This is a genomic window from Clostridioides sp. GD02404 (genome assembly GCF_045898275.1).
In the GTDB taxonomy this organism is placed as follows: Bacteria; Bacillota; Clostridia; order Peptostreptococcales; family Peptostreptococcaceae; genus Clostridioides; species Clostridioides difficile_A.
The window spans coordinates 24,773-49,241 of record NZ_JBJOCA010000019.1 but is presented as its reverse complement, the minus strand read 5'-3'; the positions used below and the strand labels follow the sequence as shown (position 1 = coordinate 49,241).

Here is a 24,469-nt window from a genome sequence, read left to right as displayed (position 1 = left end):
ATGAATACTAGCGGAAGCGAGATTAAAATTATTGCAGGTAATTCATCGAAAGAGTTAGCGCAGAAGATAGCTGACTATATAGGTGTATCAGTGCTAGACTGTGAAGTAGGTACATTCAGTGATGGTGAAATATGTGTAAACATGAATGAGACAGTAAGAGGTTGTGATGTGTTTGTAGTACAATCTACTAACAGTCCAGTAAATGATAACTTAATGGAGTTATTAATCTTAATTGATGCATTAAAGAGAGCATCAGCAGGAAGAATAACAGCAGTTATTCCTTACTATGGATATGCAAGACAAGACAGAAAAGCTAAGGCAAGAGATCCAATCACTGCTAAATTAGTTGCAAACTTAATAACTGCTGCTGGAGCAGACAGAGTATTAACAATGGATTTACATGCAGCTCAAATACAAGGATACTTTGATATACCACTAGACCACTTATTAGGAGGAACAATATTAGCAGATTACTTCAATGAAAAGAAAATAGAAGATTTAGTAGTAGTATCTCCTGACTTAGGAAGTGTTACTAGATCAAGAAAATTTGCTAATACTTTAAATGGAGAAGTACCAATAGCTATAATAGATAAGAGAAGACCAAAAGCTAATGTATGTGAAGTTATGAACTTAATAGGTGACGTTAAAGGTAAAAATGTTATACTATTAGATGACATGATAGATACAGCAGGAACAATAGTTAATGCAGCAAATGCACTTAAAGAATTTGGTGCAAAAGATGTTTATGCTTGTTGTACTCATGGTGTATTATCAGGACCAGCTATTGAAAGAATTTCTAATTCAGAGATAAGTGAGTTAATAGTTCTTGATACTATACAACTTCCTGAAGAGAAAAGAATTGATAAGATAAAGATAAAAACTGTAGCTCCTTTATTTGGTGATGCTATAAGAATGATATTCTCTAACGAATCAGTAAGTAAATTATTCTAATTTATTAGATTTATAAGAGTTGTTTAAAAGGATATAAAACTTTTGGACAACTCTTTTTTGTTATTTTAATTTATAGGAATATTTTAGATGTGTATATGTAATTTTAGAAAAGGATTATAGTTTGAAACTTTGGTGAATTTAAGTAAAAATAAGTATAAGAAGTAAATAAAATTATGAATATTATGAATATAAAAAATATTTAGAAAAAGTATTGAAAAATTTCAGATTATGTAGTATTATGTAAATATAAATAAAGAAAGAGGTGTTTCCAATGGGAAGGTCAGAAGATGAACCCTTAATAATTAAATGATTCAGTCACAATCTATAAGGAATAAAAAAATCTATTGAAAGTTTATTTATAAGAATTGAAAATAGTATCTATTCTATATCTTTAATGTTTGTGAGAGGGTTCTGGATTATATAAAGTTACTGTAAAGAAAGTAATTTTGCACAATAAGCATATCTGTAAATGAAGAATTTCGTTTATATAGTGATTGTGGCTGAATCATAATTAAAAGAGATAGAATGTTTATAATAGATGATTTTAATAAAATACTATATTGTAATAGCTTCTAGCTTTCAAATAAATATTAGCAAAGGATGGAAATGACGATGATAAAACTAAATGATAATTTATAAATATCTCCTTACGATATATGATAATTGTAGGGAGATGTTTCTTTTTTTGTATAGTATAAATATCTCTAGAAGTTGTGTTTCAATATGTAAAAAATTGGTATATATAAATAATATAAACTTAGTTGATAAAATTTGGTAACTATTATATAATATAAGTGGATATGTATATATAATTATGCATTACCCTGAATTTAATAGAAATAGAAACGTTGATATATGTTCTGTGATGTGGGCACCTTGGGACATATGGAGTTAGTGGTGCAACCGGCTATGGAATTGTATTTATTTATGGATACTTTTATTTTCATAGCATTTTTTGTTTTAAGATGGTTATATGCTAGAAATAAATCTGGTTAGTACGTGTAAATAACTTTACTTAGATTTTAACCAGGTATATTATAAGTAAGTATTAATTAAAAAAATTGAGGGGGAATAAAAATGAAGTTAAGAAAGAATAAAAAAGGTTTCACTTTGGTGGAATTATTGGTAGTAATTGCAATTATAGGTATATTAGCAGTAGTAGCAGTTCCAGCTTTATTTAGTAATATAAATAAGGCTAAGGTAGCAAGTGTTGAGTCTGATTATAGTTCAGTTAAGAGTGCAGCATTATCTTTTTATTCAGATAAGAATAAATTGCCTGAACAAGCAAGTGATTTGAATGAGCTTAAGGACTATATGGAAAGCATACCAACTAATCCAGATGTAGGAACATCATATGAGCTTAAGGTTGTTGGAGCTAAATTAGCACTTCAAATAAATGGAGCTACATTAACAAAAGCACAAATAGATAAATTGATAAGTGATATAGGGTTAGATAAGATATATATAAATGCAGATCTTTCAACAGCTTTAAAAGAGAGTGATAAAAATAGCATTAAAGATAAAACACTATATTTAACTCTTATAGAAAATACTAATTTGTAATTAAATAAAAAACATGTATTAGTTTCAAATTAATAGAATTTAAAAGACAGGAAGAAAAATCTTCCTGTCTTTTTATACTATTTTCTTTAATATCCAATCACAAATGATGATATAATTGAGATAGTAAAGGAGTGAAATCTGTGGCTAAAAAAGTTAGAATAGGAGACAAACTGGTTGAAAAAGGATACATAACAGAAGACCAGCTTAAATGGGCATTATCAGAGCAAAAAAACAGTGGAAAAAGACTAGGAGAATTTCTAGTACAAGAAGGTCTTATAGATAGTAACTTATTAATAAGTGTATTAAAAGAACTTTTGGATATAGAAAGTGTATTTTTAGAAGGAACAGAAATAGACACATTAGCTACAAAAATGGTTCCAGAAAATATATGCAAAAGATATGCGATATTTCCATTCAAAATCGATGGAGACAAGATATGTCTAGCTATGTCAGACCCACAAGATAGAGAAGCAGTTCAAGATGTAAGACGTATGTCAGGGAAAGATGTAGAAATATTTATATCGAGTGCAGAAGATATAAATAAAGCAATAGGTCATGCTTATGCTCATTCAGAAATAAATAAGGCAATGACTGAGTACAACAAGAATAGAACTGGTGGAGTAAGAGAAACAGTAATACTTGAAGAAGATGTAAACGCAGCTCCAATAGTAAGATTAGTAAATAACATACTAGAAAATGCTGTGAGAATGGAAGCAAGTGATATACATATAGAACAAAGCGAAAATTACATGCGTGTTAGATTTAGAATAGATGGTATGCTAAGGGAATATATGAGAATGAACTCAGCACCATACAAAGCAGTAGTAAGTCGTATCAAAATAATGTCAGATATAAATATATCTGAAAAGAGAATCCCACAAGATGGCAGAATATATTTAAAAGTAGATAACAAACCTATAGATTTTAGGGTTTCTACAATGCCAACTAATAGGGATGAAAAAATAGCCATGAGGGTTCTTGATAAGAGTAATTTTATGGTTAGTAAAGAAGTACTAGGAATAGATGAACATGGCTCTAAGATATATGACGAGTTGATAAACACTCCTTATGGGCTTATATTGGTAGTTGGTCCTACTGGAAGTGGAAAGACAACTACATTATATTCAATGTTAAATCAATTAAATACAGAAAATAGGAACCTCCTAACTATAGAAGACCCTATAGAGTATGAATTACCTGGCGTAAATCAATCTCAAATAAATGAAAAAGCAGGTCTTACCTTTGCCAGTGGACTTAGAGCTTTTATGCGTCAAGACCCAGATATAATAATGGTTGGGGAGATAAGGGATACTGAAACTGCGGAAATAGCAATAAGAGCTTCTCTTACAGGACATTTAGTTTTAAGCACATTACATGCAAATACAGCAGTTGGAGCAATTTCTCGTCTTTTAGATATGGATGTAGAAAGTTTTTTGATAACTTCATCTGTTTTAGGGGTAATATCTCAAAGACTTACAAGAAAAATTTGTGAGCATTGTAGGGTTTCATATGAAGCAGATATCGGAGAAAAAAAGGCTCTTGGTATTGATATAAATGAATCAGTAACTATTTATAAAGGAGAAGGATGTGAAAGATGCAATAATACAGGATATAAGGGGCGTCTAGGTATATTTGAAATGCTTGAAATAACACCAGAAATAAAAGAGTTAATAGATTCATCTGCCAATCAAAGAGAAATTTTAAAGGTAGCTAGACAACAAGGTATGATTAGTCTAAAAGAGGATATAGTTAAAAAGGTTTTAAATGGAAAGACAACAGTAGAAGAAATGATTAGAATAATTTTGATGACTGATTAAAGGATGATATTATGAAAAGTTTTAAGTATACAGTGATAAAAGAGGATGGAAAAAAGCAAACTGATGTGATTGAAGCTAATGATTTTAATGAAGCTAGAAATCTACTTAGAAAAAGAAATCTTAGAGTTCTCGAAATTAAAGAAAGTAAAAGTAAAAATATAAGTGTCTTTAGTAGAAAGAGAAAAAAAGACTTAGGAGCTGACCAGATAAGCCACTTTTGTAGACAGTTTGCTATTATAGTATCTTCAGGTATAAATAGTATCTCAGGACTAGAAACATTAGCCAGAAGGTCAACTAATGTTACCTTGAGAGAAGAAATTAATCGTATAGTGGCAGAAATAAAAATAGGTTCTACTATTGCAGATTCAATGCTTTCATCAAAATCAAAGTTTCCAAAATTACTTGGAGCTATGGTAGCTACAGGTGAGGCCACAGGTAAATTAGATGAAGTATTAAAAAGTATGGCTTCATTTTACTCAAGTGAACATAGAATTAAGCAAAAGCTTAGAAATGCAGCGACATATCCACTAATAGTTTTAATTTCTTCATTTATAATGATTTTTATATTTACAGCATTTATGGTGCCTAAGATGGTTAATTCAATTACAACAGTAGGTGCAACCCTTCCCCTTATAACAAGAATTGTTATGGGGTTTGGTATGTTTATGAAGAAGTTTTGGATAATAGTACTTCTAGCTATTATACTGTCCATTTACCAATTTAAGAAATATTTAAAAACACCAATTGGTAGAGCGCATAAAGATAGAGTCATAAATAAGATACCTATTTTAGGAAAAGGAATAAACTGTATGGTAGCTACACGTTTTTCAAGAGCATTGTATCTATTTGTATCAACAGGGTACCCATTAGTTCAGGGACTTGATTATATTATAGATAGTGTAAATAATACCATGGCAGAAAAGATTTTGTCATCAGCTAAAGATGGAATAACAAGAGGTGAGGGCTTAGCAGAAAACTTAGAGAGATATACCTATTTTGATTCTGTATTAGTGCAGATGATAGCTATAGGAGAGCAGACAGGGGAGTTAGAGAATATAAGCAGACAGATGGCCGAATTCTATGAGTATGAATCCGAAATTTATTTAAATAGGATGGCATCAATGATAGAACCTGTTTTAATAATTGCAGTTGGTATTATAGTTGCGGTACTGGTTGTATCAATATTTATGCCAATGCTTAGTATATATGATGCTATGTAGGAGGGAAAGGACAAATGAACAAGGTTTATGTATCATATTATGGCGATTCTATTTCCATAGTTGAGGGCAGATATAAACATGATAAAGATAAGTTTTATATAAAAAATTTTAATGCGTTTTCAATAGAGGATATTGCACAAGATTTTTCTAAGGAAAAGTATGCTCTATTGAGATACGCATTAGAAAATATTAAGTTAAAATCAAGACATGTAGTTTTTTGTTTAAATACAAGAGATGTAATTCTAAAACCCCAAAAACTCCCTAAGATGGATAAAAAGGATTTAGATGGATTTATGAAGCTAGAAATGGATGAGATGATGGCTTTGGAATCAGATGAATATGTGTTTTCATATGAAGTATCTAGTGAAACATCAGATAGTTCAACTGGTGAGGAGTCAAGTCTAAATCTTATCATTGGAGCTATAAAAAAGGAAGAAATAAATGCAATTGTAGAGATAATGCATGAGTTCGATTTAATATTGGATAGAATAGATACATTATCAACAGCTTATTTAAGAATTCTTAAAAATTTGGATTACAACGATATAATGGTAACTAACATAAGTGACAATAGTACAATTATAAATATATATAAGAAAGATACTTTATTTATTAGTGATAATATACCGATAAGAATAACTGCAAAAGATATGGAAATGCAATTATTAAATGTAGTAGAAGAATCAAAAGGCCTTATGAATTACTATTCGTCAAGAAACTTTGGTAAGGTTACAGATACCATATTAATATTAGGAAAAAGATATTCAAATAAATTGATTTACGAGGCTTTTAGTTCTGCATTTTCAAATTATGTTTCTCAAGGTCTTACTGAAATAATGGATATATCTGATATGATAACTGGAGATATAGACGAAGATGATATAAATTCAATTGTAGAGCTTCTAGGAAGTATGATAGAACCTAAAGGTAAAAAGGATTTTGAAAATATAAATTTTTTACCAATGGATATACTCAAAAAACAGATGAAAGCCAAGCAAGTGAAAAACATACTAAAAATAGCACCAATAGTTATTTTAGTTCTCGCTATTCCATATCTATGTTTGATTTTTTCAAATAGCTTAGCTAATAAAGAGCTTGAAAATGTTAATGATGAAATAAGAAGTATTGAATCTGCATATTATCAGATTGGAAATATAGAAAAGATGATACAAAGCAAAACTGAAGAAATAAAAGTATATGATATGTTAATTGGGAAAAAGGTGAAGTGGGAAAATTTATTGGATGATATAGATAAAAATACTCCAAGTAGAGTTGAGCTAACAAGTTTATCAACTACTTATCAAAATTTTGGAACTACTAATAAAACTGAAAACTCAAATAATGATAAAGCTACTACAAATAAATCAAGTAATAATGAAACAAAATCAAACACAAAAAGCAATAGTGATGGAAATAAAACTAGTAGTGATTTAAGTGAAGAGAAGACTACAAATATATCAGAAGCATTAACTGGGGATAGTGAAACTAATGATACAGATACAGAGAAGGATGATAAGACACCATTATATGACAAGATACCAAATATCATAAACATAGAAGGAAATGCTAAAGATTCTTCTTATGTAGGTCAATTTTTATATAAACTAAAGGGATTGTATTATTTTGAGGATGTTAAATTACATAGCATAAAAAATAATGAAGAAGATTCTAATTATACATTTAACATGACATTATACCTGAAAGAAGGTGTATTAACTAATGAATAAAGATATATTTAAAAAAGATATAAAAGATATATTCAAAGTGGAGGTTACTCTAAAAGGAATTCTTATAAAAGTCATAATTTTATTAGCTATTTTATCATATGGCTACTTTGGGCTTTATCCTCAATACCAAAAATATGTTGCTACAAAAAATTCTGTAAAACAATCTACAGAAAAATTAAATACGTATAAAGAGAAAACAGCTCTTATGCCAAAATATGAAAAACAACTTAAGGAAATTGAAAGTGAACTTAAAGAAAAAAGTAAAAACCTTTTATATGATATGCAAGATGGTCTTTTTTTAATAGGTCTAGACAAAAAAATGAAAGCATACAATATAGACTTAACTAGTTACGATGTTGGAAACGTTAGAGAATATGAACATTTTTATGGTATATCAACAACAATAAGTGTCAGAGGTGATTATAGAAACGTCAAGAAATTAATGGCTTACTTAGAAGAACAAAAAAATGTTACTCAGATATTAGATTATACAATGACTTCATATATAGAGCCAGAAAAAGAAGAAAAAGAAACGACAACTAGTAAGGATTTAATTAAAAATGTGAACATAAATAAAGATACAAAAATATATTGGGTAGAAGGCGAAGATAGATGGCACTTATATAATGATTGTCCATTGATAAAAGAAGGAGAAATTCTAAAAAATGATAAGCTTTTAGATAGGTCTACTAGTTATCTATGTAATACTTGTGTACTTAGAGCAGCTACAGAGAAAGAAATACGAAAAGAAGTTGTAGCTCCAGAAGCAGAAGGTGTAGTGGATGCTACATTCAAATTTATAATGTACACTAAGGATAATACTACTATGATACTTGATACAGATAATCCATCTTCATGGAGACCAGGAAAATATAATCCATTTAAGTCTAGTGCAAAATAAAGCTAAATGGGCTTTAAAGATAGGTGATAAACTTGTACAAAAATAATGAAAAAGGTCTTACCTTATTAGAAATAATCATAGCTGTATTTATATTGACTATAGTTTTAAGTATTTCTTATAAAGTGTTTAATGGTATAACATTAGCAGTAAAGAAACAACAAATCATTACAGATGCTCAAGTAAATGTTAATTTGATTAATAAGTATCTAAATAGGGATTTAGAAAACTGTAAAGAGGTAACCAAAGCTAGCTCAGGTGATAATTATGAATATAATATAGAGACACCAGATAATATTGTAAGGTATGAAGTTTCTATAGAAACCAAAAATAATACAGGAGTATATTCTGTAACGAGAATTCAAGAAAATACTTCTGATGCTGATAATGCAGTTAGAGAAGAAATAATCTCTAATCAACCACTAGTTCAAAATAATAAAGAAATGAAGGAAACACCATTTAAAATAGAGAAGCAAACTGATAAATCTATTTATACTGTAAGTATATACTATAATGAATCAACACAAGAAAGTCAGAAAGACAGTGATTTAAACAATAAGACTTATACATTTGATGTTATGTCTAGAATTGGGTAATAAGAATTTATTTAAAAATAAGTAGGTTGATAAAATATGGGTAAAAAGAGTAATGAAAAAGGATTTTCCTTAATTGAAGTACTGGTAGCCCTGGCTATTATGGGAATTATACTATTTGCATTTTTTAACATTATCAATACTAATAACAAAGCTAACACTAAAAATGACACAGATATAAGTTCCTTAAACTATGTTCAAAGTGAAATAGAAAATCTGAGGGGAAAAATAAAGAGTGGAGAATTTGATTTTGATAGTTTAGATAAACAAGAAGATGGGAATGTTGTGTATGAAAAACTAATAGATAAGTCAAAAAAAGTAGTGTATGATAAAGTACTTAGTAAGGATGATGTGAGTCTATATGATACTCCATACGAAAAGATTACAACTATAAAAGATAAAAATGGAGATTTAATTGACAAAGAAAGTATTGCAAATAAGATAAAGATTACTGTAGAAGATAAAAATGGTCAAATATATAAAATAACTGCAATTGGGAAAAGTATGAATGACTATTCAAGTAAAAAAGAAGTTAAAATTGTAACTGAAATATTTAAAGATAAATAATTTTACTTGGGGGTGAGATTTTGAGGAAGTGGAATAAATCTAAAAGTGAAAGAGGGGCAGCTTTAGTTTTAGTTTTGGTAGTGGTGGCATTGCTTTCTATTGTGGGATTGACATTTTCAAATCAGATAGCTAATAGAATAAAATCTACAAAGACTACTAATGAGGGTATACAAGCAAAGTATTTGGCAGAAACATGTGTGGAAAATAGTATTGATAAAACATATACAAAATTATATGATGAGCTTGAAAAAATAGATAATGAGTTTAAAAATGAAAATAAAGAAAAATCTATATCTAGGTCAACATTAAGGAATATATCAGATACAGATATTAATAATCAAGATGATGAAAATCTTCCAAAAGAAAGATTAGGTTATATGAATAATATAAAGTCTTATTTAAGTAAGGCTTCTTCAGATTTAGAAAAAGCTAGTATAGAGTTAAAAAAATTACAGGATTTAAATATACTTGATGATAGAGATTTTGAAGAAGTAAATATAAATATTCTATCACATAGAGATTCTATATTAGCAATCTTGAAGAATTATACTTCTGGAGATATAAATAAAATAAGTGAAAGTGTTTTGGATGGAGATATAAATTCAACTACGATTACTGAAACAAAGTTAATAAATAATGATATTGTTTTAAAAATGTTCTTAGATGAAGGTAAAGTTGAAAAAGAACAATTAAATCCTACATTTTCATACACTTATAAGGCACTAGATAATATTTCCTTGGCAATGCAAAATATGATTGAGTATAGACATACATTTCATATTGATGACCCAAAAGTAGAGGTATCTGATGGAATTCCAAATTCTCAACAATATTATGACTTAATACAAAGTTCTATAATGAATAGTAAGACATATAATTGGAAGGATACATGGGAGAAATTAGAAGTATTATTGAAAGATTTACCAAATCAAACTGAAGGATTTAATTCCTTAAGAGTTCATTTGAGAAATAATGTAAGAAAATTTGAACAGTTAAGTGATAATATATCTAATGGTAATAAAAATACGGCAGAAGCTTTTCTAGAATATAAAGATTTATTATATGAGATATCAGAACAATGCAATCAGTTAAAAAGTATGTCTTATGAGAAGATACCAGTTAGATATGACAATATGGCTTTGATAACAAACTTCAATTATATACAAAATGATCTTTTAGCAGAAATAAAGTGCAGACTGAAAGAATTAAAACCTCAAGAAGTTGATAAAACAGAAGACACTACTATAAAAATACCTTTTTACAAAGCTAACTATGATATGACAAAAGAAGGTTGGCCAGAATTAAAAGAAAATGGCTCAGGGTCAGAATTGAGTTTAATAGTAACTGGGGATGAAGACGGAATAAAAGAGGTAGAAATTAAAGAAGGACAAGAAAAAATTCTCGGATTAGGTGTTGAAGAAAACTCAAATTCAAAATATGAAGTTGAGGCTAAAGTTAAATTTAATATAAATGTAGATTCAAATATATTAGATAATTATGATATAAAAGACAAAATTTCAATTAGCCATGACATAAGTTCATACAAAAAAGTAAACTAAACACAAAAATACAACTTAGTATAAACGAATAAGTAATAAATTAACTTTGTATATTTATTACCAAAAAATAAGTAAACTAATAAAAGATATGGAGATTAAATATTATGTATATTTATGATTTATTGGAGCAAGGTATAAGACTGAACGCATCAGACATACACATAACGGTTGGAACGAATCCTGTAGCTAGAGTAAAAGGTGGATTTGTAAAGCTAAGTGAGCAGATACTTACACCAGAAATAACAATGCAAATGGCAAAAGACATAGCAGGGGAATCTATGTTTAAAGTAATAGAAGAACATGGAGAAGCTGATTTTTCAGCTTCTCTAAAAACAGGTGAAAGATTTAGGGTAAACTCATATAGACAAAAAGGCGATTACGCAATAGCAATAAGAACTATAACAGCAGAGATACCAACTTTTGAGAAATTAGGTCTTCCAGAAAATATAAGGTCATTTACTGAAAGGCATAAAGGATTAGTTTTAGTTACAGGTCCAACAGGAAGTGGTAAAAGTACAACACTTGCAAGTATGATAAATATAATAAATGAAACACAGCAAAAACATATAATTACACTTGAGGACCCAATAGAATATGTACATCATCATAAACAAAGCTTGGTAAATCAAAGAGAAGTAGGAACTGATACAGAAAGTTTTCACTCAGCTCTTAGAGCTATCTTGCGTCAAGACCCAGATGTAATACTAATAGGAGAGATGAGAGACCCTGAGACTGTGTCAATAGCATTAACAGCAGCAGAAACAGGGCATTTGGTATTTTCAACACTACATACAGTTGGAGCAGCTAAGACAATAGATAGAATAGTTGATATGTTCCAACCATCTCAACAGCAACAAATAAAGACTCAGTTATCTACAGTTTGTGAAGGGGTAGTGTCACAACAATTACTTCCTACAGCTGATGGAAAAGGTAGAATAGCTGCTATTGAATTGATGTTTGCTACTCCAGCAATAAAAAACTTAATAAGAGAAGGAAAAACATATCAGATTCCAAACATGATACAGACTGGGGTTAAAGCAGGTATGAAGACTATGGACCAAGATTTAATGGAACTTTATAAAAACGGAAAGATTACAAAAGATATGGCGCTTAGTAGATGTACTGACCAAGAGTTTATGACAAGGATGATAGGTGGAGTAAATTATAATGGACATTATAATCGTTAATTTATACGTATTTATAGTTGGACTAGTATTTGGAAGTTTCTTTAATGTTTGCATTTTTAGGATTCCAGAAGGTATATCTATTTCTAGACCTCCATCACATTGTATGAGTTGTAACACTAGATTAAAGCCTATAGACTTAATACCAGTACTAAGCTATTTAATAAGTGGTAGAAAATGTAGATATTGTTGTGAGAAAATCTCTAGTAGATATGCTCTAGTAGAATTAATTACAGGAATTTTATTTTTAACAGTGTTTATGATATATGGAATATCTACAACAACCATTTATTATTTAGTTCTTGTGTCTTTACTGATTATAATAACATTTATAGATATTGACCACTTTATAATACCAGATAGAATACTGATTTTTGGAGCTATATTTGCTATAATTTTTAATCTCATTTTTAAAGAAATACCAATTAAGAATTCCATTATAGGAGCTTTTATCTGTGGAGGGAGCGTTTGGCTTATTGTGCTTCTTATTGAATTTATGGTAAAAAAAGAGTGTATGGGTGGAGGAGATATTAAACTATTTGCAATGATAGGTCTTTATATGGGTGTTAAAAATGGTCTTTTGACTGCCCTACTAAGCGTTTATGTAGGTGCAGTATATGGAATTTGTGTGATAATCTTAAGTAAGATAAAGAGAAAGAAATACAATTCTGTTATACCTTATGGTCCATTTATATCAATTGGAGCATTAATAACAATCTTATGTGGGAAACCGTTACTTGAACTTTATTTTTCTATGATTATGTAGAAAATAGTTAAACTTAATCAAGTTTTAATTTTTATAAAAATGAATTAAAGTATTCAATAAGGACAATATTATTATTAACCCTATTACTAACGTGCTATAGACTATGGAGTATATAATAATAATTTCCTTATTTTTTGCGCATTTGATAAATAAATCTCTAGATATTTTTTGTGCTAGAGGAAAGAAAAATCTATATAATATGTTTTTTATTTACATAATAACTGTAGTCTTATCTGTATTAATATATCTAAAGTTTGGAATTAGTGTAGAATGTGTACAATATATGGTATTAATTCCATTTCTAATAATTATATCCATTATAGATTACTACACAATATATGTATATGATATAACAATAGTTAGTGGTATAATAGTTCAAGGTATAATTTTTTTGGTATTTTGTAATATTGTTAAGTTTGACTATATAAATCATATAATTGGACTAGCAATAGGCTTTGTTATACCTTATATTATTGCTAAATTAACAAAAGGATTAGGCTATGGAGATGTAGGTCTCTATAGCTTATGTTGCTTTGCATTGGGAAATAATTATGGTTTTTATGTGATAGTTTTATCATTTATGTTAGCGTTTTTGTTTTTTGTTGTTTTATACATACCTAAAATATTTAAAGGTATAAACATAAAAAGGCAGATTCCTTTTACACCTTTTATTTCCTTATCGACAATTATAATAATATTTACAGAGTATAATATATTTGATTTTTATTATAGTTTGTTATACAAATTTATATAACAGGAGGTAAGAAATGTACGTAGTAGTAGGGTTAGGTAATCCAGGAAAGAAATATGAGAAGACTAGACATAACGTTGGATTTGATGTTATAGATATTCTTGCAAAAGAATACAACATTAGTGTCACTAAAATAAAGCATAAAGCTTTAATTGGTGAAGGTAGAGTAGGTACTGAAAAAGTATTATTAGTAAAACCACAAACTTATATGAATTTAAGTGGAGAAACATTAATAGATATATATAAATATTATAAGGTTGATTTAAGTAATATAGTAGTAGTATACGATGATATAGACTTAGAGGTTGGAAAAATACGTATAAGAAAAAAGGGAAGTGGGGGAACACATAATGGTATGAAGTCTATAACTAAATGCCTAGGTTCAAATGATTTTCCAAGAGTAAGAGTAGGTGTATCTAAGCCAGCAATTGGGCAAGATTTAGCCGACTTTGTGCTTTCTAGATTTAGAAAAGAAGAATCTGATAATATAAATGAAGCACTAGAAAAAGCAGCATGTGCTATTGACTCAATAATAAGAGAAAATATAGATATGTCTATGAACAAATACAATGGATAGTGAGAGGGAGATTTAAATGAATGATGTTTTTTTATATCCTTTGCAAAATTCAAAAGAGTATAAAGATATAATAAACTGTATAAAAAATACAAAAGGTTCATTATTAGTTAATGGACTTTTACCAGTACAAAAACCTCATATATCTTATTCTATATTTAATGATTTATCACGACAAATGATTTTTATAACTAGTAGTGATTTAGAAGCTAAGAAAGTATATGAAGATTTAAGTTTTTATATTGAAGATAAAGTTGAATATTTAGGCTTTCAAGATATTTATTTTTATCACTTAGATGCAAAGGACAGAAACGAAGAGGCAAAAAAATTAAAGGTATTATTAAAACTGGCAAATAAAGAAAAAATAATCTTAGTAACTTCTATTGAAGCGGTTTTAAGAAAATACATACCAAAACAAGTTTTACTGGATAGTGTATCTCATTATAAGGTGGGAGATAGCTTAGATTTAGAAAAATTAACTGAAAAACTAGTTTCATTAGGATATGAAAGAGTTTCAAAAATAGAGGGGTTTGGTCAATTTAGTATAAGAGGTGGAATTATAGATGTATTTTCACTTGAATATACAAATCCAATTCGTATGGAATTATTTGATGATGAGATAGATTCCATACGAACTTTTGACGTATATTCGCAAAAATCAATTGATAAATTACAACAGTTTTCTATTACCCCATCCAGAGAATTTATTTATCCAGAGAAAACTACAGATGCATTAGTTAAACTAAAAAAAGAAACAACTAAGATTACTGATGAAGGTACATTTCAAAATATAGACTATATATCAAGCAAGACTTATTTTGAAGGAGTAGAAAACTATATAGATTATATTTATCCAGAAGAAAACAAAAGTATATTTACTTATCTAGCAGATGATGCAATAGTATTTATAAATGATATAACAAGACTTAAAGAGAGATGTGAAAATTATATAAATGAGTTTAGAGAAAATTATAAACTTAATCTTGAAAGAGGCTTGGCTATTAAAAACCAAGGAAAATTATTATATCATTATACAGACTTAGAATATCTAGTAAAAGACAAGTCTGTAGTTTTAAACTCACTATTGCCAAAGTCTATAAATAATTTTTCTATAAAATCTATAATCAACTTTGAAAGTAGAGAAGTTCCTACATTCAATGGAAAAGTAGATTTGCTAATTGAAGAATTAAATCGTCTGAAATACAATGGATACAAAATAATTTTAGCAACAAATACATTGGAAAGAGCAACTAAGTTGAGTAAAGATTTGTTGGATAAAGGCTTAGAAACAACTGTTTCTAAAGATAGAGACCTTGAAATTAAATCCTCTCAAATTATAATTGTACCTGCACATATAAACAGCGGTTTCCAGTATAAATCCATAAAGTTTGCTGTTATAACAGATAATGAAATGATAGGCGTTTATAAAAGAGCATCTAAAGCGAGTAATAAAAAAGCTAAAAAAGGGAAAAAAATCGAATCCTTTTTAGATTTAAGTGTTGGTGATTATGTAGTACATGAAAATAGTGGTGTAGGTAGATACACAGGGATTGAACAGATTACAGTCAATGCTATTAAAAAAGATTACATGAAAATAGTTTATCAAGGTGGAGATAATCTATATGTACCAATAGACCAGATGGATAAAGTGCAGAAATATATCGGTGCAGAGGTAGAAAAAGTTAAGTTAAATAAGCTTGGAACCAATGAATGGACAAAGGCAAAAGCAAAAGTCAAAAAAGAAATTGAGGATATGACAAAGGATTTAATTGAACTTTATGCAAAACGTGAAAAAATACAAGGATATAAGTTCTCAAAAGATACACCTTGGCAGGCAGAGTTTGAATCGTTGTTTCCATATCAAGAAACAGAAGACCAATTAAAAGCAATAGAAGAAACTAAAAAAGATATGGAATCAAGTAAGGTAATGGACAGACTTGTATGTGGAGATGTTGGTTATGGAAAAACAGAGGTAGCTATTAGAAGTATTTTCAAAGCTTGTATGGACCAAAAGCAAGTTGCTGTGCTAGTTCCAACAACCATATTAGCTCAACAGCATTATAATACATTTAAAGAAAGATTTGAAAATTATCCTTTAAGAGTTGAAGTTTTAAGCAGATTTAAAACTCCAAAACAACAAAAACAAATTATTGAAGATGCTAAAAAAGGATTAGTAGATATTTTGATTGGGACACATAGAATAATATCTAAAGATATAAATTTACCAAATTTAGGTCTTGTAGTTATTGATGAGGAGCAAAGATTTGGGGTAAAACATAAGGAAGCTTTAAAGAAAATTAAATCTACAGTAGATGTACTTACACTTTCAGCAACCCCTATACCAAGAACCTTACATATGTCTCTAAGTGGAATAAGAGATATGAGTGTTATAGAAGAACCTCCACAAGAAAGACATCCTGTAATAACATATGTTACAGAGAGTAAGGAAAGTGTAATTCAAGATGAAATAGAGAGAGAATTAAGTAGAGGTGGACAGGTATTTTTCGTATACAATAGAGTTGAGCATATTGAAGAGATGGCAAGCATGATTCAAAAGCTCGTACCAGATGCTAGAGTAGCTGTTGCACATGGAAGAATGACTTCTAAATCATTAGAAAATATAATCCTAGGATTTTTAAATAAAGATTATGATGTACTAGTTTGTACTACAATAATCGAAACAGGTATGGACATATCCAATGCAAATACAATGATTATATATGATGCAGATAAAATGGGATTAGCTCAACTTTACCAATTAAGAGGTAGGGTTGGCAGAAGCTCAAGACAAGGATATGCATATCTCTTATATGAAAAAGACAAAACTCTGAGTGAAATAGCTGAGAAACGATTAAAAGCTGTCAGAGAGTTTACAGAGTTTGGTTCAGGTTTTAAAATAGCAATGAGAGACCTTGAAATAAGAGGAGCTGGAAATATTTTAGGTTCTCAACAACATGGTCATATGGCGGTTATAGGTTATGATTTGTATGTTAAAATGCTTAATGATGCAATTAAAAAGGTTAAAGGTGAGCCTATTGTTGAAGAAATTGATGTTGAAATAGACTTAAGCGTAAATGCATACATTCCAGATAATTATATAAAAGATGAATTGATTAAAATTGAAATGTACAAAAAAATTGCTTCTATTGAAAACAAAGAGGATATGCTGGATATACAAGAAGAACTTGAGGACAGATTCTCTGATATACCTAAACCAGTTCAGACATTACTTACAATAGCTTATATAAAATCGTTGTGTAAAATATTGAAAATAGAAAAAATAAGACAATTAAAAGATGAAATATTATTAGTTCCAATAACAAAGTATAGAACTAAACAGAAAATAGGTTATAATATAGTTACAGAATTAGAAGAATTATTAGAAAAAATGTGCAAGGCAAAATAACTTGTAAATTTAAGAAGGGATGTTTTAAATTTGAAAAAAGTAATAACGTTGGCAATAGCTATGATTTTGGTAGTATCTATGACTGCCTGTAGTTCTAGTAAAGGAGAAACTGTGGCGACAGTTGAAGGGTCAAAGATATCATCAGATGAATTTAAAAAGACTATAGCTCTTTATAAAGATTCTATGGAACAAACTTATGGAAAAGATATATGGGATAAGGAAGTTGAAAAAGGTGTAAAATATAAGGACAAGTTTAAGGATTTAATTCTTGACCAACTTATAACTACAGAAGTAATATATTCTCAAGCTAAAAAAGATAACTTACTTCCTAAAAAAGAAGATGTTGAGAAAAGTTTTAAAGATTTAAAAGATGCTATGAGCAAAGACGAAAAATATAAAGAACAACTTAAAAAACTAGGAATAGATGACGAATTTTTAAGAGACCAACAAGAGAAAGATTTAGCTATGCAAAATTATCAAAGTAGTTTTACTAAAAAGACTAAGATATCAGATGAAGAACTGAAAAAATATTATGATTCACATAAAGATGAATTTAAAAAAGATGAAGTAGAAGCTTCTCATATTTTATTGAAAACAGTAGATGATAACAACAAACCACTTTCAGATGATAAAAAAGCAGAAGCTAAGAAAAAGGCTGAAGAAGCTCTTAAAGAAGTTAAATCAGGTGAAGATTTTGCCAAAGTAGCAAAAAAATATTCACAAGACTCTACAGCAAGTGATGGTGGTAAATTAGGTTTCTTCTCAAGAGGTCAAATGGTTGCTGAGTTTGAAGAAGCTGCTTTTTCTATGAAAAAGGGTGAAGTATCTAATTTAGTTGAAACTCAATATGGATATCATATAATTAAAGTAACAGATAGAGTAAATGAGCAAACTTCATTTGAAGATGCAAAAGAAACTATAAAAGACCAATTATTAAAAAATAAGTATCAAGAGCAAATAGAAAAATTAACTAAAGAAGCTAAAGTAGAAAAAGATGAAAAAGTAATAGATAAAATCACAATCTAAAAACTAAAAAAAGAGTAATATGCTTAAAAAAGCTATATCTAGATAAGATATAGCTTTTTTTGTATATTTTTCTTAACAATGGTAAAAATAAACTTAAAGTAATTTATGGAGGGATTAAAAAATATGAAAGCAACAGGCATAGTTAGAAGAATAGATGATCTTGGAAGGGTAGTTATACCAAAAGAGATAAGAAAGACATTAAGAATTAGAGAAGGAGACCCTTTAGAGATATTCACAGCAAAAGATGGAGAAGTCATACTTAAAAAATACTCTCCAATAGGGGAATTAAATGAATTCTCTCAAGAATATGCTGAAACATTAGCTGAAGTACTAGGATATGGTGTATTGATAACAGACTTAGATTCTATAATAGCTGTATCTAAACTTCCTAAAAAAGATTATAAAGACAAAAGTATAAGTGATGAGTTAGAAGCAATAATAAGTGAAAGAACAGTAAAATATTCAAAAGATAAAAATATTTTACCTTTATTTAAAGAAGACCAAAAAGAATACACTAGTCAAGTTATAATGCCTATAATTAGTGCATCTGGAGACTGTATAGGTTCAATTGTAGTCGTTTCAAAAGATAAAGATACAATTGCAGAGAGTGAAGAAAAATCTTTAAAAATAGCTGCTAACTTTTTAGGAAAACAAGTTCAATAATTTTATCATAAAGACCTTTTAAATGAAGGTCTTTTGAAGTTTTTGTGTAAAATATTGAATATAGCATTAAAAATATGGTATATTAAAGTTTGTTATATAAACAGTATGGAGGTTATGTTATGAACAATAACAAAAATAAAGACTCTTTTTTAAAAGGAGCCCTTATACTTGGACTAGCGGGTGTAATCGTAAAAATAATGGGAGGATTTTTTAGAATTCCTCTTGGTAACATGATTGGTTCAGAAGGAATGGGATACTATCAGGCTGCTTATCCTGTGTATACTCTATTTTTAACATTAGCTACTGCTGGATTCCCAACAGCTGTGGCAAAGTTGGTTTCAGAAAAAGTTGCTGTTGGAAATTTTAAAGGTGCAAATAAGATATTTAAAGTATCACATACAGTTTTATTTATTACTGGAATAATATCATTTTGTATATTATTTTTTGGTGCTGACTACATAGTAACAAACGTAATGAAAAATCCAGGTGCATTATACTCTATGAAAGCTATTGCTCCAGCATTATTATTTGTTCCTGCAATGTCTGCATATAGAGGATATTTTCAAGGGAGACAGGATATGACTAAGATTGCTGTGTCTCAAGTTGCAGAGCAATTTTTTAGAGTTGTATTAGGTCTTACTTTGGCCTATTTACTTATGAAAAGTCTAGGTCAAACTTTTGGGGCGGCTGGTGCTATATCAGGAGCTACAATAGGTTCAGTAGCATCTATGGTTTATTTGATGTTTGCTTATATGCTAGGGAGAAAAGAGCGTAGAGCAGAGATAGATGCAAGTCAAAGATTTAAAGATGAGAGAGTTTCTTATATTTTTAAAAAGCTTTTAACTGTTGCTATTCCTATAACAATAGGAGCATCAGTAATGCCACTTGTGAATATGATAGATAATGTTATCGTGATAAGAAGACTTATGGAAGCAGGCTATACATACAAAGTAGCGAACTCAATGTTTGGTCAGTTGACAGGTATGGCAATGGCCACAATAAATTTACCAGCAGTTATAACAACTGCAATGAGTATGAGCTTAGTTCCAGCAATTTCTAAAGCATATGCATTAGGAAACAAGACAAAAGCTAGAAAAGATACTAAGAGTGCAGTTAAGGTGACTCTACTTATAGTATTACCTTGTGCGTTTGGTATGGCTTCTTTAGCAATACCAATAATGGGTCTTTTGTTTCCACATGAACCATCTTCTGTAGGAACTATTTTATTTACTCTTACTCCATGTGTATTATTTTTAGGATTAATACAAACATTAACTGGTATAATTCAAGGTATGGGAAAACCAATAGTACCTGTAATTGCCTTATGTGCTGGTATGTTATGTAAGATTGTGATAAGTTATACTTTAACAGGAATACCAGATATTAATGTATTAGGCTCTGCATTTGGTACAGTTACAGCATACTTTGTTGCAGCTATGATTAACTTGTTATACGTTAAAAAGCACATGAATGTAAGCTTCCCTAAAAAAGAATTTATAATAAAGCCATTTATAACAGTTTTGACAATGTTTATAATGGTTAAATTGAGTTATGGAGCTTTAGTTGGATTCTTGGGAAATAGTATATCTACAATAATTGCAATATGTGTTGGTGGAATTGTATATGTAGTAGTTATACTTGGAATAGGTGGAATTAAAAAAGAAGAGATTTTGACTATGCCAAAAGGTGATAAATTATATAAATTGTTAAAAAAAGTTAAGCTTATAAGATAATATAGGAATATATATGCAAATAAAGGAAATACTATACAAATAGTAAAGCTCCTTATTTGTATAATAATATAAAAATAAAGTGAAATTTGCTAATAGGAGTGATGTTATGGGTAAGATAAGTATTGTAGGTCTTGGACCAGGAGATTATTCTCTTATAAGCCAAGGTGCGTTAGAATCTTTAAGAAATAGCCCAAGAGTTTTTTTTAGAACAGAGAAACATCCAATAATTGATAAACTTAAAGAAACTATACAATACACTTCATTAGACTATTTTTATGAAAATGAAGAAAATTTTGAAAATGTTTATTTAAAAATATCTGAGTTTATCATAGAAGAATCTACAAAGGGTGATTTAATATATGCTGTTCCTGGTCATCCAAGAGTCGCAGAAAAGACTGTAAGTATAATAGAAAGAATAGCCAATGAAAAGCACATAACAGTAGAAATATTGCCTTCTATGAGCTTTGTAGACGCTATGTTTAACTATTTGGCTATAGACCCATCTGAGGGATTTAAATTGATAGATGCTTTTGAAATAGAAAATTCATATATAGATTTGGATACTAGTATGATAATAACCCAAGTATATGATAAATTTATAGCATCTAATGTAAAGTTAAAGCTTATGGAATATTATGACTATAATCAAGAAGTATGTATAGTAAATGGAGCAGGTGTCAAAGATTTAGAAAGTAAAAAGTTTATAAAACTGTGCGAATTGGACAGAAATGAAAACTTTTTTGACTATTTAACTAGCTTATATATACCCAAAAGTTCTAAAAAGATGTATAATACAGTACATGACTTAGAAATAATAGTTAATACACTTAGAAGTCCATCTGGATGTGAATGGGATAAAAAACAGACACATCAATCATTAAAAAATTCTGTTATAGAGGAATCATATGAACTTTGTAATGCAATCGATAATAATGATATAGATGAAATGGTAGAAGAACTAGGAGATGTTCTTTTACAAGTTATATTCCATTGCCAGATAGGAAATGAGGAAGGCTACTTTGATTTAAAAGAAGTAGTAAATGGAATATGTAAAAAATTAATTAATAGACATCCTCATATATTTAGTGGTGTAAAACTAGATATGTCTAAGTTTGAAAAAACTTGGGAAGAATTAAAGAAAGAAGAGAAGGGCGAAAGCACTATAACAGATAGCCTTAGAAGGATACCAAAGCATTTACCAGCTCTTATGAAGGCTAGTAAAGTTCAACATAAAGCAGCCCTTGTTGGCTTTGATTGGGACAATGTAGAAGATGTATTTAAAAAAATTGAAGAAGAATATCAGGAATTACTTGACGAACACAGGGTCGGGAATATAAAATACATAAAGGAAGAACTAGGCGATTTATTATTTTCGATAGTAAATCTAGCTAGATTTTTAGACATAGACTCAGGAGAAGCCTTGAACTGTACTACCGATAAATTCATAAATAGATTTGAGTTTGTGGAGAAAAGTGCAATGAATTTAAATAAAAAATTAGAAGACATGACACTTGAAGAGATGGATGAATTTTGGAATCAGGCTAAAAAACAATAAAATTGTGGAAGGAAATTTGTCAAAAATCTAGAACTTTTATCACAAAGATAGAAGTCTATATTATAAACATTTTTAGGAGGTAAATATCGTGAATAAAGCTGAATTAGTATCAAAGATGGCAGAAAAAAGTGGATTAACAAAGAAGGAAGCAGAGGCTGCATTAAACGCATTTATGAGTTCTGTTCAAGATGCACTAGTAAATAACGAAAAAGTTCAATTAGTTGGATTTGGAACATTTGAGACAAGAGAAAGAGCTGCTAGACAAGGAAGAAATCCAAGAGATCCAGAGCAAGTTATAGATATACCAGCTTCTAAAGCACCAGTTTTCAAAGCTGGAAAAGGATTAAAGGATATAATAAATGGATAATTAGAAATCTTGTGAAAAAGTGTGGATAAATTTGCCACACTTTTTCTATAGAACTAAGGAAGGTGATAATTATGAGATTAGATAAGTTTTTAAAGGTATCTAGGATTATAAAGAGAAGAACTGTTGCTAAGGATGCATGTGATAAGGGAATTGTCACTATAAATGGAAAAGTTGCTAAATCCTCTTCAGAAGTGAATATTGGAGACACCTTAGAAATACAATTTGGAGAGAAAAAGATGAGGCTTAAGATAAATGAAGTAAAAGAGCATGTGCTAAAAAATGATGCAAAAGAAATGTACGAAATTTTAGAATAAAATTGATAGTCCTCTAGTATATTAATAGTAGTATTAGTGAAATATTTACTGGGGGGATATTATGGAACAGAACATAACTTTGAAAGATAGATCAAAGCTGGTTATTTCAGGAGTCGAGCACATATATTCTTTTAATGACAAAAGAGTTGAGCTTAAAACTTCTGTAGGTGAGATGGTAATTGAAGGCGAGAACCTAGATATGAGCAAGCTAAGTATAGACGAAAATATAATTAGCATAGATGGAACTATAAATTCTATGGTGTATGCAAAGCCTAAAAAGCCACAAGAGAGTTTCTTGAAAAAGGTATTTAGATAAATGATACCTTTCACTCAAGATGTAAGCATTTTTTATGCTACTATTTATGGTGGAATACTTATAGGGGTATTGTTTGATTTTTATAGAGGTCTAAGAGGAAACTTTAAATTTATCAATTATTTCGCGATAATCTTTGATGTATTATTTTGGTTTCTAGCAACAGCTATAATATTTGTAACAATAAACCTTACAGAATTTTTTGATTTAAGATATTACCATTTTGTGGCTTTGTTTATTGGTTTTATTTTATACTATAACACCATAAGTAAAATTGTTTTATCAATTATCAATAAAATAATCTGTTTTGTGAGGAATTTTTTAAAAAAAGTTGTACAATACATAGTCAGTTTTTTAAATAATTTGTATTACGTTATAATCTATTCACTACACCTACTATTTGATATTATATTTTATATACCTAATATATTTATAGCAACAAAGAAAAGTATAAAAAGAAAATCAAATAAAAAGTTAAAGAGCAAGAAAAAATCAAAACATAAGAAGAAAAAAAATAAAACCAAAAAAAGGGTGTAGGGAAAATGAACTTAAGAAAAAAATTTTCAGGACAAATTATTGTTGTCAGTTTATTTTTAGGAATATCACTTTTTAGTATGATGACAGGGTTTGTATTTGAGTACACAAAAGCCAAAGAGTATAAAAAAGAAATAGCAAGTCTAAATAAACAATTAAAAAAGACTGAAATACAAATAAACAGCTTAAAGAAAGATGAAAAATCATATGAAGGAGACTTAGAAGAGATAGCAAGAAAAAGATTAAATATGGTAAAGCCTAATGAAACCGTTTATGTTGATATAAACCGTTGACTAAAACTTGCTAATAAGTTTACAGATGTATTGATTTTAAAATTTAAGATTTAATAAAAAAGTCATTCAGTTTAAGAATGGCTTTTTATTTTTAT

Annotated in this window: 23 protein-coding genes and 1 riboswitch; all 23 genes read left to right on the top strand. The window is 28.9% G+C overall.

Features of this window, described 5'->3' with window-relative positions; genetic code table 11:
* The 23 genes from Q3287_RS12425 to Q3287_RS12315 all read left to right on the top strand — a co-directional run bounded on the left by Q3287_RS12425 (position 1) and on the right by Q3287_RS12315 (position 24,374).
* Positions 1–951 (top strand): ribose-phosphate pyrophosphokinase, encoded by a 951-nt coding sequence (locus tag Q3287_RS12425; RefSeq protein ID WP_054271950.1) that lies wholly within the window; start codon positions 1–3, stop codon positions 949–951.
* An 832-nt stretch (positions 952–1,783) separates the two neighbouring features.
* Positions 1,784–1,869: riboswitch (cyclic di-GMP riboswitch) on the top strand.
* A 159-nt stretch (positions 1,870–2,028) separates the two neighbouring features.
* Complete coding sequence (locus Q3287_RS12420; RefSeq protein WP_407964143.1) at positions 2,029–2,514, top strand: type II secretion system protein; 486 nt, start codon at positions 2,029–2,031, stop codon at positions 2,512–2,514.
* 140 nt (positions 2,515–2,654) lie between these two features.
* On the top strand, positions 2,655–4,331 hold the full coding sequence (locus Q3287_RS12415) for a GspE/PulE family protein (protein ID WP_054271948.1): 1,677 nt from the start codon (positions 2,655–2,657) through the stop codon (positions 4,329–4,331).
* Between the two features lie 11 nt (positions 4,332–4,342).
* Entirely contained in the window at positions 4,343–5,551 is a 1,209-nt protein-coding gene (locus Q3287_RS12410) for a type II secretion system F family protein (protein WP_054271947.1), read from the top strand.
* A gap of 14 nt (positions 5,552–5,565) precedes the next feature.
* Positions 5,566–7,278 (top strand): PilN domain-containing protein, encoded by a 1,713-nt coding sequence (locus Q3287_RS12405; protein WP_407964142.1) that lies wholly within the window; start codon positions 5,566–5,568, stop codon positions 7,276–7,278.
* On the top strand, positions 7,271–8,179 hold the full coding sequence (gene pilO, locus Q3287_RS12400) for a type 4a pilus biogenesis protein PilO (protein ID WP_407964141.1): 909 nt from the start codon (positions 7,271–7,273) through the stop codon (positions 8,177–8,179). Before Q3287_RS12405 ends, pilO begins: the two co-directional genes overlap by 8 nt.
* Before the next feature lie 23 nt (positions 8,180–8,202).
* A complete protein-coding gene (locus Q3287_RS12395; protein ID WP_407964140.1) occupies positions 8,203–8,772 on the top strand; it encodes a type II secretion system protein J in 570 nt (189 codons plus the stop codon).
* 36 nt (positions 8,773–8,808) lie between these two features.
* A complete protein-coding gene (locus Q3287_RS12390; protein WP_231301267.1) occupies positions 8,809–9,336 on the top strand; it encodes a prepilin-type N-terminal cleavage/methylation domain-containing protein in 528 nt (175 codons plus the stop codon).
* Positions 9,337–9,356: 20 nt separating this feature from the next.
* Positions 9,357–10,895, top strand: a complete 1,539-nt coding sequence (locus Q3287_RS12385; protein WP_407964139.1) for a hypothetical protein — start codon at positions 9,357–9,359, stop codon at positions 10,893–10,895.
* Positions 10,896–10,999: 104 nt separating this feature from the next.
* Positions 11,000–12,082, top strand: coding sequence for a type IV pilus twitching motility protein PilT (locus Q3287_RS12380; protein WP_054271941.1), 1,083 nt, complete (start codon positions 11,000–11,002; stop codon positions 12,080–12,082).
* Positions 12,063–12,845: a prepilin peptidase gene (locus Q3287_RS12375; protein ID WP_407964138.1), complete on the top strand. Its 783-nt coding sequence runs from the start codon at positions 12,063–12,065 to the stop codon at positions 12,843–12,845. Before Q3287_RS12380 ends, Q3287_RS12375 begins: the two co-directional genes overlap by 20 nt.
* A 142-nt stretch (positions 12,846–12,987) precedes the next feature.
* On the top strand, positions 12,988–13,599 hold the full coding sequence (locus Q3287_RS12370; RefSeq protein ID WP_407964137.1) for a prepilin peptidase: 612 nt from the start codon (positions 12,988–12,990) through the stop codon (positions 13,597–13,599).
* A 13-nt stretch (positions 13,600–13,612) separates the two neighbouring features.
* Entirely contained in the window at positions 13,613–14,173 is a 561-nt protein-coding gene (gene pth / locus Q3287_RS12365; RefSeq protein ID WP_021386404.1) for an aminoacyl-tRNA hydrolase, read from the top strand.
* A gap of 16 nt (positions 14,174–14,189) precedes the next feature.
* Positions 14,190–17,576: a transcription-repair coupling factor gene (mfd, locus tag Q3287_RS12360; protein WP_054271938.1), complete on the top strand. Its 3,387-nt coding sequence runs from the start codon at positions 14,190–14,192 to the stop codon at positions 17,574–17,576.
* Positions 17,577–17,606: 30 nt separating this feature from the next.
* Positions 17,607–18,602, top strand: a complete 996-nt coding sequence (locus Q3287_RS12355; RefSeq protein WP_054271937.1) for a peptidylprolyl isomerase — start codon at positions 17,607–17,609, stop codon at positions 18,600–18,602.
* Between the two features lie 123 nt (positions 18,603–18,725).
* Entirely contained in the window at positions 18,726–19,265 is a 540-nt protein-coding gene (gene spoVT, locus Q3287_RS12350; protein ID WP_054271936.1) for a stage V sporulation protein T, read from the top strand.
* 119 nt (positions 19,266–19,384) lie between these two features.
* Positions 19,385–20,998, top strand: a complete 1,614-nt coding sequence (locus Q3287_RS12345; RefSeq protein WP_054271935.1) for a polysaccharide biosynthesis protein — start codon at positions 19,385–19,387, stop codon at positions 20,996–20,998.
* Between the two features lie 106 nt (positions 20,999–21,104).
* Positions 21,105–22,553: a nucleoside triphosphate pyrophosphohydrolase gene (gene mazG, locus Q3287_RS12340; RefSeq protein WP_054277742.1), complete on the top strand. Its 1,449-nt coding sequence runs from the start codon at positions 21,105–21,107 to the stop codon at positions 22,551–22,553.
* Positions 22,554–22,641: 88 nt separating this feature from the next.
* Complete coding sequence (locus Q3287_RS12335) at positions 22,642–22,920, top strand: HU family DNA-binding protein (RefSeq protein ID WP_003421415.1); 279 nt, start codon at positions 22,642–22,644, stop codon at positions 22,918–22,920.
* Positions 22,921–22,991: 71 nt separating this feature from the next.
* The gene (locus Q3287_RS12330; protein WP_054271933.1) at positions 22,992–23,234 is read left to right on the top strand and encodes an RNA-binding S4 domain-containing protein; all 243 of its coding nucleotides are present in this window, start codon (positions 22,992–22,994) and stop codon (positions 23,232–23,234) included.
* Positions 23,235–23,295: 61 nt separating this feature from the next.
* Positions 23,296–23,550 carry a YabP/YqfC family sporulation protein gene (locus tag Q3287_RS12325; protein ID WP_003421411.1) on the top strand — a complete coding sequence of 85 codons (255 nt, stop codon included), beginning with the start codon at positions 23,296–23,298 and terminating at the stop codon, positions 23,548–23,550.
* Positions 23,551–24,084 carry a spore cortex biosynthesis protein YabQ gene (yabQ, locus tag Q3287_RS12320; protein WP_054271932.1) on the top strand — a complete coding sequence of 178 codons (534 nt, stop codon included), beginning with the start codon at positions 23,551–23,553 and terminating at the stop codon, positions 24,082–24,084.
* Between the two features lie 5 nt (positions 24,085–24,089).
* Positions 24,090–24,374 carry a septum formation initiator family protein gene (locus Q3287_RS12315; protein ID WP_054271931.1) on the top strand — a complete coding sequence of 95 codons (285 nt, stop codon included), beginning with the start codon at positions 24,090–24,092 and terminating at the stop codon, positions 24,372–24,374.
* Positions 24,375–24,469: the final 95 nt, after the last annotated feature.

Coding starts and splice junctions, on each gene's coding strand:
- Q3287_RS12425 (WP_054271950.1), top strand. CDS start 1: ATGAATACTAGCGGAAGCGAGATTAAAATTATTGCAGGTAATTCATCG.
- Q3287_RS12420 (WP_407964143.1), top strand. CDS start 2,029: ATGAAGTTAAGAAAGAATAAAAAAGGTTTCACTTTGGTGGAATTATTG.
- Q3287_RS12410 (WP_054271947.1), top strand. CDS start 4,343: ATGAAAAGTTTTAAGTATACAGTGATAAAAGAGGATGGAAAAAAGCAA.
- Q3287_RS12405 (WP_407964142.1), top strand. CDS start 5,566: ATGAACAAGGTTTATGTATCATATTATGGCGATTCTATTTCCATAGTT.
- pilO (WP_407964141.1), top strand. CDS start 7,271: ATGAATAAAGATATATTTAAAAAAGATATAAAAGATATATTCAAAGTG.
- Q3287_RS12390 (WP_231301267.1), top strand. CDS start 8,809: ATGGGTAAAAAGAGTAATGAAAAAGGATTTTCCTTAATTGAAGTACTG.
- Q3287_RS12380 (WP_054271941.1), top strand. CDS start 11,000: ATGTATATTTATGATTTATTGGAGCAAGGTATAAGACTGAACGCATCA.
- Q3287_RS12375 (WP_407964138.1), top strand. CDS start 12,063: ATGGACATTATAATCGTTAATTTATACGTATTTATAGTTGGACTAGTA.
- pth (WP_021386404.1), top strand. CDS start 13,613: ATGTACGTAGTAGTAGGGTTAGGTAATCCAGGAAAGAAATATGAGAAG.
- mfd (WP_054271938.1), top strand. CDS start 14,190: ATGAATGATGTTTTTTTATATCCTTTGCAAAATTCAAAAGAGTATAAA.
- spoVT (WP_054271936.1), top strand. CDS start 18,726: ATGAAAGCAACAGGCATAGTTAGAAGAATAGATGATCTTGGAAGGGTA.
- Q3287_RS12345 (WP_054271935.1), top strand. CDS start 19,385: ATGAACAATAACAAAAATAAAGACTCTTTTTTAAAAGGAGCCCTTATA.
- mazG (WP_054277742.1), top strand. CDS start 21,105: ATGGGTAAGATAAGTATTGTAGGTCTTGGACCAGGAGATTATTCTCTT.
- Q3287_RS12330 (WP_054271933.1), top strand. CDS start 22,992: ATGAGATTAGATAAGTTTTTAAAGGTATCTAGGATTATAAAGAGAAGA.
- Q3287_RS12325 (WP_003421411.1), top strand. CDS start 23,296: ATGGAACAGAACATAACTTTGAAAGATAGATCAAAGCTGGTTATTTCA.
- yabQ (WP_054271932.1), top strand. CDS start 23,551: ATGATACCTTTCACTCAAGATGTAAGCATTTTTTATGCTACTATTTAT.
- Q3287_RS12315 (WP_054271931.1), top strand. CDS start 24,090: ATGAACTTAAGAAAAAAATTTTCAGGACAAATTATTGTTGTCAGTTTA.